The 13,314-nt window shown below is 71.3% G+C and carries 11 protein-coding genes and 3 pseudogenes; 6 read left to right on the top strand and 8 right to left on the bottom strand.

Annotated features, from left to right (window positions below):
- Window positions 1-47 precede the first annotated feature (47 nt).
- From ACFYPD_RS15040 to ACFYPD_RS15025, 4 genes and pseudogenes are all read right to left on the bottom strand, one after another.
- A complete protein-coding gene (locus ACFYPD_RS15040; protein ID WP_387113123.1) occupies window positions 48-1,238 on the bottom strand; it encodes an aminotransferase class V-fold PLP-dependent enzyme in 1,191 nt (396 codons plus the stop codon).
- Between the two features lie 305 nt (window positions 1,239-1,543).
- On the bottom strand, window positions 1,544-3,034 hold the full coding sequence (locus tag ACFYPD_RS15035) for a recombinase family protein (RefSeq protein ID WP_387113121.1): 1,491 nt from the start codon (window positions 3,032-3,034) through the stop codon (window positions 1,544-1,546).
- Between the two features lie 169 nt (window positions 3,035-3,203).
- A pseudogene (locus ACFYPD_RS15030) lies at window positions 3,204-3,704 on the bottom strand (tyrosine-type recombinase/integrase); the annotation flags it as partial.
- A 140-nt stretch (window positions 3,705-3,844) separates the two neighbouring features.
- Window positions 3,845-4,259 (bottom strand): annotated as a pseudogene (locus ACFYPD_RS15025) (site-specific integrase); the annotation flags it as partial.
- Between the two features lie 569 nt (window positions 4,260-4,828).
- Between ACFYPD_RS15025 and ACFYPD_RS15020 the strand changes: the two are divergent.
- A complete protein-coding gene (locus ACFYPD_RS15020; protein WP_387113119.1) occupies window positions 4,829-5,170 on the top strand; it encodes a hypothetical protein in 342 nt (113 codons plus the stop codon).
- Between the two features lie 3 nt (window positions 5,171-5,173).
- Here ACFYPD_RS15020 and ACFYPD_RS15015 read toward each other — a convergent pair.
- From ACFYPD_RS15015 to ACFYPD_RS15005, 3 genes and pseudogenes are all read right to left on the bottom strand, one after another.
- Window positions 5,174-6,111 (bottom strand): annotated as a pseudogene (locus ACFYPD_RS15015) (DNA-processing protein DprA); the annotation flags it as partial.
- 114 nt (window positions 6,112-6,225) lie between these two features.
- Window positions 6,226-6,612, bottom strand: coding sequence for a hypothetical protein (locus ACFYPD_RS15010; RefSeq protein ID WP_387113117.1), 387 nt, complete (start codon window positions 6,610-6,612; stop codon window positions 6,226-6,228).
- Window positions 6,613-6,682: 70 nt separating this feature from the next.
- Window positions 6,683-7,405 (bottom strand): TIGR02391 family protein, encoded by a 723-nt coding sequence (locus ACFYPD_RS15005; RefSeq protein WP_387113115.1) that lies wholly within the window; start codon window positions 7,403-7,405, stop codon window positions 6,683-6,685.
- Between the two features lie 238 nt (window positions 7,406-7,643).
- Here ACFYPD_RS15005 and ACFYPD_RS15000 point away from each other — a divergent pair, with 238 nt between their 5' ends.
- Window positions 7,644-7,835: a hypothetical protein gene (locus ACFYPD_RS15000; RefSeq protein ID WP_387113113.1), complete on the top strand. Its 192-nt coding sequence runs from the start codon at window positions 7,644-7,646 to the stop codon at window positions 7,833-7,835.
- Between the two features lie 194 nt (window positions 7,836-8,029).
- On the opposite strand, the gene ACFYPD_RS14995 is transcribed toward ACFYPD_RS15000, so the two are convergent.
- Window positions 8,030-8,806 (bottom strand): recombinase family protein, encoded by a 777-nt coding sequence (locus ACFYPD_RS14995; RefSeq protein ID WP_387113111.1) that lies wholly within the window; start codon window positions 8,804-8,806, stop codon window positions 8,030-8,032.
- A gap of 173 nt (window positions 8,807-8,979) precedes the next feature.
- Here ACFYPD_RS14995 and ACFYPD_RS14990 point away from each other — a divergent pair, with 173 nt between their 5' ends.
- The 4 genes from ACFYPD_RS14990 (at window position 8,980) to pyrH (ending at window position 13,297) form a co-directional block, all read left to right on the top strand.
- Window positions 8,980-10,071, top strand: a complete 1,092-nt coding sequence (locus ACFYPD_RS14990; RefSeq protein ID WP_387113109.1) for a hypothetical protein — start codon at window positions 8,980-8,982, stop codon at window positions 10,069-10,071.
- A gap of 411 nt (window positions 10,072-10,482) precedes the next feature.
- Window positions 10,483-11,409: a 30S ribosomal protein S2 gene (gene rpsB / locus ACFYPD_RS14985; protein ID WP_387113107.1), complete on the top strand. Its 927-nt coding sequence runs from the start codon at window positions 10,483-10,485 to the stop codon at window positions 11,407-11,409.
- 127 nt (window positions 11,410-11,536) lie between these two features.
- On the top strand, window positions 11,537-12,364 hold the full coding sequence (gene tsf, locus ACFYPD_RS14980) for a translation elongation factor Ts (protein ID WP_387113105.1): 828 nt from the start codon (window positions 11,537-11,539) through the stop codon (window positions 12,362-12,364).
- Window positions 12,365-12,529: 165 nt separating this feature from the next.
- Complete coding sequence (gene pyrH, locus ACFYPD_RS14975; RefSeq protein ID WP_091268664.1) at window positions 12,530-13,297, top strand: UMP kinase; 768 nt, start codon at window positions 12,530-12,532, stop codon at window positions 13,295-13,297.
- Window positions 13,298-13,314: the final 17 nt, after the last annotated feature.

The raw sequence follows: 13,314 nt of genomic DNA, 5'->3' as shown, positions 1-13,314 counted from the left end.
CCTGCTCGACCGGCCGCCCGCCGCCCGCCGCCCGTCGGACCCGCCACTCAAGCGCGGGCGAGGAGCGTGGGCAGCCGGACGGCCAGCCGGTCGTACTCGTCGGGGGTGTTGTAGACCTGGCCGCACAGGCGCAGGTAGCCGCGACCGTTCCAGGCGGCGATCGACACCTCGACCGAGAGCCGGTCCGCGATCCGGGCCCGCAGCTCCCGAGCCGCGTCCATCGTGGTGGCGACGCCGGGCGGCAGCGGGACCAGCCGCATGGCGACCGTCGGTCCGCCGGGCTCCGGCAGGTCGGCCGGCGCCACCCCGAGCGCGTCCCCGACCACCCGTTGCCCGTACGCCGCCAGCGCCGCGTTGTGCGCCCGCACCCGGTCCACACCGAGGCTGCGCAGGGTGAACAGGCCCACCGGGGCGGCCAGCCAGCCGGTGTAGTCGAGCGTGCCCTGCCACTCCAACCGGGTCGGGTACCCGCTGCCCTGCTCCCACGAGACGACCAACGGCTGGATCCGCTCCCGCCACGGCTCGGCGACCACGAGCGCGGCGGTGCCGCGCGGCGCGTACGCCCACTTGTGCAGGTTGCCGACCCAGAAGTCGGCGCCGACCGACGCCACGGTGGTCGGCAGCATGCCCGGGGCGTGCGCGGCGTCGACAAGCACCGGAATCCCGTGCTCCCGGGCCACCCCGACGATCGCCGCCGTCGGAAAGAGCCGGGCCGTCGGTGAGGTGATTTGGTCGACGATCAGCAGCCTGGTCCGCCCGGGACGCAGCCCGGCCCGCACGATCTCCACGACCTCCTCGTCGGTGGCGGTCAGCGGCACCGGCAGCGTCCGCGAGACGGCCCCGGTTCGCGCGCACTCCCGTTCCACCGAGAGGCCGACCGCCCCGTACCCGTGGTCGGTGGTCACCACCTCGTCGCCGGGACCCAGCGCCAGCGACTGGAGCACGACGGCGGCGCCGGTGGTGGCGTTGCCGACCAGGGCCGTGTCGTCCGGATCCGCGCCGAGGAAGGTGGCCAGGTGCCGCCGGGTGTGGGCGATCCGGTCGACCAGGCCCTGGGTGAAGAAGCGCAGCGGGTTGGCCTCCATCTCGTCACGCAGGCGCTGCTGGGCGCGCTGAACGACGATCGGGACCGCGCCGAACGATCCGTGGTTGAGGTGGCTGACCGACGGATCGAGTGAGAAGCATTCCCGAATATTATCCCAGCCGACGTAAACACCCTCGATCATCCGTCCCGACATGGGCCCGAGCGTACGGCCGCTCCCGTTGCCACGTAAGGCTTTCCGGGACCACCGGGCCATCAGAGGGCCCGGGCAGACCCCGACACCAGCAGGGCCCGCCACCGGGCCGTCAGGGGCCCGCCAGGGGCCCGGGGTAGGGAGAGCTGCCGACCGGGCCCCGTACGCCGCTCTAGGGCCGCCGCTGTTGCCGCTGAAACCGCCACCGCTGGTGACTTGGTGTCAGGCACCGGCCGTCGCCACAACCGGAGTTGTAGCGGCTGTCTCAGCAGGTCGCCAGGCTCCGCCATCAGATACCGCTTTAGTGGCTACGCATCTGCGGTTTTCCCGTACCCCTGAGCGTGCGCCAACACCCGTTGCTGTAGGTCGTGAGGAATCTCGACGGACACCCTGCTTTCCTCACGGGAAGGCTCACCAGTGAGCATGCTCGGAGTGCGGGCCGGGGCGGAATGGAGCACCACCCGCAACCCGGAGGCGAGCAGGAACGCCCGCCGTTCCTCCACCGTCTCAAGGTCCCCGTACACCTCACGGAAGGTCCGCCCGGTGGGCACTTCCTCCCAACGGTCCGGCGTGTTCGGCTCAGCCGCCAGCCGCCCCCTCCGCTCATTCAACCGGGAAAGCCGCTCTAGGTAGCCCTTCCGGTCATCCCCGTACAGGCCCAAATCCCATTCCTCACGGGCTTCCCGGATAGCCCGGTCAACCTGGGCGATCTCTTCCTCATGGTTGACACCCGGGATGAATTGCCGCTCCGTAAATTCAAGCCCACCGGTCAGCGCCATCAAACCATCCTCGGCCGCTTCATCCAGCACGGCGGAGGGAATCGGCTTGTTCGCGCACGGTGCGTTCTTTCCGCCTTTCCTGCCGGAACAGACGTAATAGCCGTAAAGCTTGCCCTTAGACACTCCGCCCTGACGGTAAAGCCGGAGGCCACACTCACAGAAACCAACACCGAGCAGCAAAGCGGCCCCGTGGGTCCGCATCCTCGGGGCTTTCGCCCGGTCATCAAGGATGGTCTGCAGCTTCCGGAAATCCGTATCGGAAATGATCGGCTCAGCGATCCGCCGGAGGATGCCGTCAGAGTCCGCTAGCGGCTTACCGTTGTACTCAGCCTGCCCGATGATGGTTCGGGAACGCAGCACACGGAACGCAGCACTAGCCGTCCATTCCGCGCCGCCCCGGGTACGTACGCCACGCTCATTCAAGTCACGGCACGTACTGAGAACGGAGGCGCCGCCGATAACCCGGGATGCCAACTCCCGGACAACCTCGGCGGCTTCCGGGTCAGGCTCAAGCTTCCACCCGCCATCAACCTTCATGGGACGGTATCCGTAGGGCGGGTGACCCCCGCCCCACCGGCCCTCACGGCGGAGGGCTTCCCGGCCGTCCGCAATCCGTTCCTTCATCGCGTCCCGCTCAAACTCAGCGAACATGGCGAGCATGCTCGCAATCATCCGGCCGAAACGATCGGAGGTGTTGATCGGTTCGGTGGCGGAGGCGACAACCTTTCCCCGCTGGTCCGCCCACTCAACCAGGCTCACGAAATGGAGTAGCCGCCGGGAAATGCGGTCCACCTTCCACGCGACCAGGCCGTCAAACTCATCCGTGCGACCGGACAGCCACGGACCCAACCCCGGGCGCTCCCACGGGGACAGGGCCCCGGACACGTCCAGGTCTTCCGCCCATCCAATGATCGTGTGCCCGTGAAGGTCGGCCCACTTGGTGACCGTCTCCCGCTGACGCTCCGGCGACGTAGATTCGTCCGTCTCACGGCTGAGCCGCACCACCCCAAGAACACGCATGCGCTAGAGGTTAGCGGGGGTTCAGGAATCCGTCAGGCCCGACGAGTCGAGGGAGAAGAGCAGCCGAGCCCCGGGAGTCGGCTCGGGCGGCTGCGGGACCGTCATCGGCTGATCCTAGCCCGCCGTGGATCATCAACTCCTGGTGTTGAGCCGTCCGGCGCCCCCACGGTCAGGCCCGCGGGTGCGCCTGCCGGTACGCCGCCCGCAGCCGCTCCACCGAGACATGCGTGTAGATCTGCGTGCTGGCCAGCGACGAATGCCCGAGCAGTTCCTGCACGGCGCGCAGGTCCGCGCCGCCCTCCAGCAGGTGGGTGGCCGCCGAGTGGCGCAGGCCGTGCGGGGTCACCCGGGGCAGGCCCGCGGCCTCCGCGTATCCGGCGACGATCCGGCGGGCGCTGGTCGGGTTGAGCCGGCCGCCCCGCGTCCCGAGCAGCAGCGCGCCACCCGAGCGGGCCGCCGCCAGCGCCGGCCGCCCGCGGGCGAGCCACGCGTCCAGCGCCCGCTGCGCGGGCACCCCGTAGGGCACGGCCCGCTCCCGCCCGCCCTTGCCGAGCACGCGCACCACCCGGCGGGCCTGGTCGACGTCGGTGACGTCCAGGCCGCAGGCCTCACTGATCCGCACCCCGGTGGCGTAGAGCAGTTCGAGCAGCAGCCGGTCCCGCAGGAGCACGGCCTCGGATTCGTCGTCACCACCCGTGGCCGGTGCGTCTCCCCGGCCCGCGGTGTCGACGGTCCTCCCATCGGCCGGCGCGACGTCGTCGCTCGGGAGCCGCGTACCGTGGCCGTCCCGATCCGTCCGGTCCGGGGCGGCCATCAACGCGGCGGCCTGGTCGGCCCGCAGGACGGTGGGCAGCTCCCGGTGCGCCTTGGGGCTGGCCAGCGGGGCGGCCACATCGGCGGCGAGCAGGCCGGCGCGGTGCGCCCAGGCGCTGAACGTGCGGGCGGCGGCCGCCCGCCGGGCGAGGGACGTCCGGGCCGCGCCCATGGTCCGCTGCTTCGCCAGCCAGCTCCGCAGCACCGTCAGGTCCAGCTCCGACAGGTCCGCGCACCCCATCCGCACCGCGTGATCGAGCAGCGAGACGAGGTCCGTCACGTACGCCCGCACGGTGTGCGCCGACCGGTTGCGCACCCGGGCCAGGTGGTCGGCGAAGTCGTCCACCGCCTCCCGCATCGGCGCCGGCAGCGCCTCGTGGGCCGCCCGCGTGCCGCGCCGCTGGTCAGTCATCGAGGGCTCCGGCTGCCGCGTCGGTGCCAGGGGTGGGCGGGAGACACCGGTCCAGCCTAAGGGCGTGGGCAGGTGGCTGCCGGCCGCCGCTCCGGCCTAACGCCCACCGGCGCCGTCAGTCAGGCAAGGCGCCGAGCCCGGCTGACTGAGCGCTCGCCACAGCACCGCTCGTGCCGATGGCCGGCGGGGTGCCGATCCGCGGGTGTCGCCGCGAAGGCAGGCGCGACGCCACGCTCGTGCCGATGGGCCGCCGGGTGGCGCTTCCGGTGTCGGTCCGAGGGCCAAGCGCCACGCCACCGGAACCGACGGTGGGCGCGGCACGCCGTTCGGGGTGGCTGAGAAGGCCCTGTACAGGGGAAACTGTTACTACGAAGAGGACGGTGGCAACGTCCCGGGTCCGCCGACGGGCGACCCACCGGCGTTGCCGGCAGGTGCCGACACCCCGCGCATGGCGGGCGACCGGGCGCTGGTGCGTACCGGGCGTGGTGGCGGCGCGGAAGGGTGATTCGCGAGACCGATCGGAACGGGCGTCCCCGGGGTGGCGACGCCGGTGGGAGGAGGTACCGAGCGTGGGGGTGGATGCCGTCCTCTACCGGCAGGTGCGGGCCGGGCCGGCGCGGCGCCGGCCGTCGTACGTCTCGACCGAGGTGGTGGCGGACCCGCACGACGTCCTGCTGGACCTGCTGAAGCGGGTGCGGGGCGGCGGTCGTACGCCGCTGCTGGACCGGGTTGATCCGCGCGGTGAGCTGGTGGTGGACGCCGAGGCGGTCCCGCAACTGCTGGCCGAGCTGCCCTGCCTGGCCGAGGTGGCGCGGGAGCCTGCGGAAAAGGACCACCTTCGCCGGTTGGCCCTCCTCGCCCGGCGCTGCCTCGCCAGCCGCGACACCGAGATCCGGTTCGAGGGCGACTGAGCGCACGGCACGGCGCCCGGCGGGTCGGCTGGGCCGCGCCGGTTCAGCTCGGTGGAGCCGTTGACGGGTCCGGACCGGGGGCAGTCGGCGCCCGACCACCCCCGGTTCCGCGCTCGGGCGGCGGCGCCAGGGCGTAGCCGTCGTCGCGGCGTACGACCATGGCCAGTTCCTCCAACATGGAGAGCTTGCGCATCGCCGTGCGGAGGTCCACGCCGGCGCGCGCCGCGACGCGCTCCAGGCCGATCGCCTTCCGCCGGGGCAGCGCCTCCAGCACCTGGGCCGCCTCGTCGTCGAGCAGATCCCGGGGGCGCTCCGGCGCGCGGGCGGGCGGCGCCAGGTCGTAGCCGATCCGCCCGACCTCCTCCAGGACGTGGGCCGTGCCGGTCACCAGCCGCGCCTTGTCGTGCTCGCGGAGCGCCTCGTGCGCGCCCACGGACATGGCGGACATGACCGGCCCGGGCACCACCATCGCCGGGCGGCCCACGCCGATCGCCCGGTTGAGGGTCTGGGTCGCGCCGCTGCGGGCGGCCGCCTCCACCAGCACCGTGCCTAGGGTCGCCGCCGCGATCACCCGGTTGCGGATGAGGAAGCGGGGCCGCAGCCGCTCGGCGCCGTGCATCCACTCGCTGACCAGCAGGCCCGTCTCGGCGATCCGGTCGAACAGCGCGGCGTTGCCCATCGGGTACGGGCGGTCCAGCCCGCAGGCCAGCACAGTGACCGTGAGCCCGCCCGCGGTCAGCGCGCCCCGGTGCGCGGCGGAGTCGATGCCGAACGCCCCGCCCGAGACCACCGTCCAGTCCCGCTCGGCCAGCCCGTAGCCCAGCTCGGTGGCGACGTGCGTGCCGTTACGGCGTGGCCGCCTGGGCACCGACCACGGCGACCGAGCGCGCCAGGGCCTCGCCCAGCGGCCACGCGCCGCGTACCCAGAAGCACTCTGGCGGCCGCCCGCTCTACGACGCGAGGAGCCGCTCTGCCCATCGGGAGCAAACAAGCAACGACCGCCACTCGCCTGCTCGGCCTCCCGGCGCTACAGCTGCCTGCCAGCCTGCTTCCCTCTACTTCATGCCCAGCATCTGCATGACCGTCCCGGCCAGAGTGGAGAAGATGGCGACTACAGCGCCGATGGTGGTCAGACATTCACGGGGGGAAGCCCAGAGCCCGCGGTTCATCCGTCGCCACCCATGCCTAACGAAGGTCATCTTGAGCTTCTGGAACTTGTGCTGCCGCATGCTGCATCCGAGGAGTAGGCCGGATGAGTTGTTGCGGCAGAGAGTGCCGTCGCGGTTGATTGCGGCGCACCAGACGGGGGCCTGAAACAAGAAGTAGAGCGCGACGAGCACCGACACGACGATCAGAGCGGTCGGCCCCATGGCGCGGGTCCACCAACCCATGATGAGCAGGATGAAGGCGAGGTAGCCCCAGTACTTACCGATTCCCTTCATGGCGGCACTGTACGGAGATCAGAGGATAGCGAAAAGCATCTATCTAATAGCTGACATGCAAGGGGCCTGGCTACTCGGCGGCCTTCTGAAGGATCTCACCGTGCTCGTACCGAAGCTGCGTCAGCAGCAGGCTTCCCAGGCCGAGCACGCCGAGGGCGTACCGCTTGGCGTCCTCCCGCTTCTGGATCCGGTGCCGGTCGACATTGCTGAGCGCCTGGGCGAACCCCATCCCGAGGTATCGCCAGCCTTCCCGCTCGCTCGCCTGCCGCCCCAGCCGGTAGTCGCTGGCGTCTCCGAACACCTCTAGGTAGAGCTGCTTGCCGACGAGGTTGTTGCCGTTGCGGTCCTGCGGGTTGCCCGCCCACGTCCGAATGTGGTTCTCGACGAAGATCGCCGTCTGGCTGGCGACCTTCCCCCACTCCCCGTCTTCGACCTCGGTCTTCACGTGCGCCCACAGCTCCGGGTCGTACGCGTGCTCGTCTACCGGCTCGTCCCCACCGACGAGGCCGAGCTCGTAGATTGCGGCATCGATCAGCCCAAGCACCGTCTTGACGCCGCCCTGGCGCGCGTTTTCGAAGTAGGACCGCTCCATACCGCCCCACATCACACCAGGCGTGAACTTGACCTTAACGAAGCTCTCCACAACGTGATGGTCTTCATCAAAGGCACGAACGAAGATCGCTCGAACGCGGGGCCGCCACGACTCGAGACCGGAAGGCTCGCGGAAGAGATCGGCAGCTTCGGCCTCCGCCTTGAGTCTGGTCAACTCCTCGATGGCAACCGCAGGGCGCATGGACGCAAGTCTACGTGAGACGTACGGCAAGTCCCTTTCCTTGCTCGGTACCCGTCGGCCCCGATTAGGGCTGCTACCCCGCGCTCTCGCCCTGCCTACGTCGACTCCTCAGCGCAATCTCGCGTATACGTTGCGCCTCCGGGTCATCGAAGGTGCCGACCTAAGCGTTAATCCGCGACTCGTCGAGATCCTTCCGATCCGCGTACGCTGGCGACCCTTGCGCGCAAAGGAGCCCACTGTGACGACGCCGCCGCCCCGCTTCCCGCCCGACCTCATCAACGCGCTCTGCGAGTGGATCGCTGGATACCGCCTCGGCGACCGACAAGCGCAGATCGTGAACGGCCGCGCGCCCGAGCAGACCTCGAAGCGCCCGAAGCAGCACCCGAAGGCGAGCCTTCGAGGCTCTAAAGCATCGCTTCCTCGGCCGTGATCTCGGTGAGGCGTTGCGCCTCGGGGTCGTCGAAGGTTCCCACCTCGAAGCGCACTCCGGGCTCGTTGCCTCGTCTGCCTGTTTCGCGTCGCACGTAGACGCGCACGCACGCCCGCCTCCCGCAGCAGGTCGCGCCGTCCGTCCGGGTCTCGCCGCCAGACCTCCCCGAACGTCTCGCCCGTGGGCTCGTCGACCTAGCGGTCGGGCGTCTCTGGCAAGGCTCGCAGCGCTGCGAGGTGCTCCTCATGCTCTGCCGTGCGAGCGAGCACCGCTCGCTCTGCGGCCCCACCTGACGGAATCTTTTCCAGCCGCTCGACGAGCCGCCCGAGTGCCTCCTCTGTCTCGGCGACCTCTTCGGCGTGGCTCTCGCCTGGCACGAAGACTCGCCGCTTGACTTCGTAGTGCCCGAAGCGGTTCAGGAATGCCGCCTCGACGTACTCCTCTAGCCACTCCGCCGACGCGCCGCCGTTCGAGCACCCGAAACCGCCGACAGCCTTCGAGCTGCATCGGTAGTGCTTGCGCGAGCGTCCGGGGCGGACGTACATGGGCCGGTCGTCCGGGCAGACGTCGCAGTAGGCGATGCGAAGCAGTAGAGCGGCGTTTACACGCGGGCGCGGCTTGCGGTTGTTCGCTCGGTCGTCTAGCTCGCGCTGAAGCGCTGTCCAATCGTCGCCCGTCAGGATTGGCTCTGCCCGGCGCACTCGCCGGCCCGCGTCGTCGATGACCGGCCGCCCGTCTTCAGTCACGAGGTACCCGCGTAGCGTCTCGCTGCGAAGCAGGCGCGCGAGGTTCCCGACCCGCCATAGGGCGCCCTTCGGCTCCTTCCCGGCGCGTATCCGCTGGATGTCCAGCGACGTCGGCACGCCGCGTCGGTTGAGGTCGGCCACGATCGAGTTAACCGAGGCTCCGTCGAGGATTCGTCGGACGATGTCGCGCACGACCTCGGCGGCGTCGGGGTCGACTTCGAGCACGTAGCCCGCACCGTCAGGGTTGGGCACTGGTCGGTAGCCCATCGGCACGAAGCGCCCAGGAGCCCCGCCGCCCGATTACTCGGCGTGTGTTCGCGGTGACCCGTCGATGCCGCCGTGGCCAGCGACGACAGTCCGGGCGGCCCGGATGGCGCGCGTGGTGCAGGTCGCATACCGTGCCGGTCGTGGACGGACGACGGAGCTTTCCCGAGGATGAGCAGGGGTCGCACCGGGGCGACCGCGGATACGAGCAGGACTGGCGTGCGGCCGGCGAACCGCGCTACCGCGACGACGACTTCCGCGTCCCGGAGCAGCGCACGGGGGAGAACCGGTACGGCGAACCGGGCCGCTTCGGGACCCCCGACCCGCTGGGCGACGACACGGGCAGCTGGCGCCCGCACCGGCTGGACGATCCGTCGGAGACCTCCGGCGAGCTGCCGGGGGAGCGTGGCGGCCGGCGCGCGGCCCGCGAGGTCGCCGACCCGCTCGCCCCGCCGGCGCACAGCACCGCCGTCCCCCTCGGCTCGGCCCCGCACAGCACCGGTGACCAGCTCGGCGCAGCCACACACGGCCTCGGCAGCCCGCTCGGCCCGGGGTCGCGCAGCAGCGCCGGGGCGCTGGGCACGACCTTGCACAGCAACGCCGGGCCGCTGGGCACGACGTCGCACAGCACCACCGACCCGCTCGGCGCGAACCGCGCCGCCGAGCCGCCGCGCCCCGGCCCGTTGGGCGGCTACCCGATCGTCGAGCCGGGCCGGCCGGTCGAGCCGGCCCACGCCGGCGCGACGCCGATCACCGTGGGGGACCGCCCGGGTCCCGGCGCGCCGACCCCGCTGGTCGTCGGGGAGCGGCCGGGTGTCACGGGGCCGGAGCCGGCGGCCGGGCCGACCCCGCACCCGCTGGAGATGCCGACCGGCCCGATGCCGTCGGTCGCGCCCCGCATCGAGGGCCCGCCGCCCGGCGACGGCGTCTACCGGACCCGCCGTCCCGCGCTCGCGGTCCTGCTGGCGGTGATGGTGCTCGTCCTGGAGATCCCCGCGCTGCGGGTGCTGCTGCGCGGCCTGGTCGGTGACCCGGTCTCCACCTCGCACGTCGTGGTGGGCACGTTCCTGGTGGTCGGGCTGCCGATCTTCGGCACCGGCCTGTACGGGCTGCGCACCGGTGGGCTGGCCCTGGCCGACGGCAGTCGGGGCTGGCTCCGCCCGCCGACCGCCTACCTGACGGTCGGACTCGTGCTCTTCCTCGCCGCCGCCCTCGCCGCCCGCTGACCCGGGCGAGTCGGCAGGGTGCCCGCGCCGCGCGGCACCCGCCGGTCGCCGACCGGGTGAGCCGGCGGGTGGCCGCCCGCCGTCCCGCCCGTTGGCACCGTCAACCGACAGGTGCGCGAGCCGCCCCGCCGGTACCGGATGTCCGGTCTCGGCGTGGCGGCGTCGGGCGTCCGGAAAGGGGCGGGATGGGGGTTCCCGAGCCCCGGGGCCGGGGGGCGGAGATGGGGCGTACACTGGTCGACTGGCGACCGCCTTGCGCGGTCGACCTCGCGTGCCCTCTCCACGGATCTCGTGGGGCGGCGGCCTCCCTGGTCCCGATCCTGATCGGGCCCATCATGGCCGGCGACCGGGCGCCAGGCGTCCGGCCGCCGGCCGGACGGGACAACCAGGGACAAACAGGGAGTACCCACCATGGCCGTCGTGACCATGCGTCAGCTGCTGGAGAGCGGTGTCCACTTCGGGCACCAGACCCGGCGCTGGAACCCGAAGATGAAGCGCTTCATCTTCACCGAGCGCAACGGTATCTACATCATCGACCTGCGCCAGACCCTCGACTACATCGAGAAGGCGTACGAGTTCGTGCGCACCACGGTGGCCGGGGGCGGCAGCATCCTCTTCGTCGGCACCAAGAAGCAGGCCCAGGAGGCCATCGCCGAGCAGGCGACCCGGGTCGGCCAGCCGTATGTGAACCACCGCTGGCTCGGCGGCATGCTGACCAACTTCCAGACGGTCTACAAGCGGCTGCAGCGGATGAAGGAGCTGGAGGGCCTGGGTGACCTGAGCGGCACCGCCGCCGGTTACACCAAGAAGGAGACCCTGCAGCTCTCCCGCGAGAAGGTGAAGCTGACCAAGACCCTCGGTGGCCTGCGAGACATGCAGAAGCTCCCGGCCGCGGTCTGGATCGTCGACACCAAGAAGGAGCACATCGCCGTCGACGAGGCCCGCAAGCTGGGCATCCCGGTGATCGCCGTGCTCGACACCAACTGCGACCCGGACGAGGTCGACTTCCCGATCCCGGGCAACGACGACGCGATCCGCTCGGCCGAGCTGCTGACCAGGGTCGTCGCCGCCGCCGTCGCCGACGGTCTGATCGCCCGCTCCGGCCGTGGCCGTGGCGCCGACGAGAAGCCGGAGCCGGGCCAGGTCGGCGCCGACGAGCCGCTGGCCGAGTGGGAGCGCGAGCTGCTCGAGGAGCCGAAGAAGGCCGACGAGCAGCCGGCGACCGCCGCCGCCGAGCAGCCGGCGACTGCCGAGCAGCCGGCGACTGCCGAGCAGCCGGCGACCGCTGAGCAGCCGGCGTCCGCTGCCGAGCAGCCGGCGACCGCCGCCGCGGAGTGATCTCGCCGTCGCGTCCCCACCGTCCGTTTTCACGGTCGGTGGGGCGCGGCGGGTACGCCGGGCAGAACCGGCCCGGATCCGGGTAACCAGACATCCGAACGCAGTCTCAGACACCGAAGAGAGAGTCATGTCCAACTTCACCGCCGCGGACGTCAAGAAGCTCCGCGACCTCACCGGCGCCGGCATGATGGACTCCAAGAAGGCGCTGACCGAGGCCGAGGGCGACTTCGACAAGGCCATCGAGATCCTGCGCGTCAAGGGCGCCAAGGACGTCGGCAAGCGGGCCGGTCGCACGGCCGCCAACGGCCTCATCGCCCACGCCGGGCAGGCGCTGCTCGAGCTCAACTGCGAGACCGACTTCGTCGCCAAGAACGACGCCTTCATCGCGCTGGCCCAGCAGCTGGTCGAGCACGGTGTGGCCAGCGGCGCGAGCAACGCCGAGGAGCTGCTCGCCAGCGCCATCGACGGCAAGACCGTGGCCGACCTGATCCAGGAGCAGTCCGCCAAGATCGGCGAGAAGCTGGTGCTCAACCGCTTCGCCAAGCTTGAGGGCACCACCGCGGTCTACCTGCACCGCAAGAGCCAGGACCTGCCCCCGGCGGTCGGCGTGCTGGTGCAGTACAGCGGCAAGGCGGATGAGGCCGGCGACGCGGACGCCCGCGGTGTGGCCATGCAGATCGCCGCGATGCGCCCGAAGTACCTGACCCGCGACGAGGTCCCGGCCGAGACGGTCGAGTCGGAGCGGCGCATCGCCGAGCAGACCGCCCGCGAGGAGAACAAGCCCGAGGCGGCGCTGCCGAAGATCGTCGAGGGCCGGGTCAACGCCTTCTTCAAGGACTTCGTCCTGCTGGAGCAGTCGTCGGTCGCCGACAACAAGAAGACGGTGAAGCAGCTGCTGGCCGATGCCGGCATCGAGGTGACCCGCTTCGTGCGGTTCGAGGTCGGCCAGGCCTGAGCCGCCGCACCGGGCGCTTGACGCGCCCGGGCGCAGGGAATTCTTCGACGAGGAGGCCGCCGGTGTACGTGACAGGCACCGCGGCCTCCTCGTCACATAGGGTCGGCAGCGGCAGGTACGCGGTACGCGGCGCCCACGAGGTGCGCGACGGAAGGGGCGGGTCGGATGACGCAGGTTGTGAGTGACCGGAGCCTGGCGGCGGATGACCCGACGGCCCCGCCGCCCGGTCGGGCCCGCCGGGTGGTGCTGAAGCTTTCCGGTGAGGTCTTCGGTGGCGGCGCGATCGGCGTCGACCCCGACGTCGTGCAGGCCATCGCCCGGCAGATCGCCACCGTGGTGCGCCGCGGCGTGCAGGTCTCCGTGGTGGTCGGCGGTGGCAACTTCTTCCGGGGCGCCGAGCTGCAGAAGCGCGGCATGGACCGGGCCCGCGCCGACTACATGGGCATGCTGGGCACGGTGATGAACTGCCTGGCCCTCCAGGACTTCCTGGAGAAGGAGGGCATCGAGACCCGGGTGCAGAGCGCCATCACCATGGCCCAGGTCGCCGAGCCGTACATCCCGCTGCGGGCGATCCGGCACCTGGAGAAGGGCCGCGTGGTCATTTTCGGCGCGGGCGCCGGGATGCCTTACTTCTCCACCGACACGGTGGCCGCCCAGCGGGCGCTGGAGATCCGCGCCGACGTGGTGCTGATGAGCAAGAACGGCGTGGACGCGGTCTACACCGCCGACCCCCGGATCGACCCGACGGCGAGCAAGCTCGACTCGATCACCTTCTCCGAGGTGCTGCGCCGCAACCTGCGGGTGGCCGACGCCGCGGCGTTCAGCCTCTGCATGGAGAACGGCCTGCCGATGCTGGTCTTCGGCGCCCAGGGCGACGACACGATCGTCCGTGCCGTCGGCGGTGAGAAGATCGGCACGCTGATCACCGCCTGAGCGGCCCCGCCGAGCCG

It is taken from the genome of Micromonospora sp. NPDC005299, assembly GCF_042872345.1.
Taxonomy (GTDB): Bacteria; Actinomycetota; Actinomycetes; order Mycobacteriales; family Micromonosporaceae; genus Micromonospora.
Note: the sequence above shows the minus strand (reverse complement) of the source record. Positions and strands in the feature narration are given on the sequence as shown.

What these genes read in the sequence shown, in the direction of transcription:
- ACFYPD_RS15040 (WP_387113123.1), bottom strand. Translation starts at nt 1,238, where the DNA reads ATGTCGGGACGGATGATCGAGGGTGTTTACGTCGGCTGGGATAATATT.
- ACFYPD_RS15035 (WP_387113121.1), bottom strand. Translation starts at nt 3,034, where the DNA reads ATGCGTGTTCTTGGGGTGGTGCGGCTCAGCCGTGAGACGGACGAATCT.
- ACFYPD_RS15010 (WP_387113117.1), bottom strand. Translation starts at nt 6,612, where the DNA reads ATGAAGGGAATCGGTAAGTACTGGGGCTACCTCGCCTTCATCCTGCTC.
- ACFYPD_RS15005 (WP_387113115.1), bottom strand. Translation starts at nt 7,405, where the DNA reads ATGCGCCCTGCGGTTGCCATCGAGGAGTTGACCAGACTCAAGGCGGAG.
- rpsB (WP_387113107.1), top strand. Translation starts at nt 10,483, where the DNA reads ATGGCCGTCGTGACCATGCGTCAGCTGCTGGAGAGCGGTGTCCACTTC.
- tsf (WP_387113105.1), top strand. Translation starts at nt 11,537, where the DNA reads ATGTCCAACTTCACCGCCGCGGACGTCAAGAAGCTCCGCGACCTCACC.
- pyrH (WP_091268664.1), top strand. Translation starts at nt 12,530, where the DNA reads ATGACGCAGGTTGTGAGTGACCGGAGCCTGGCGGCGGATGACCCGACG.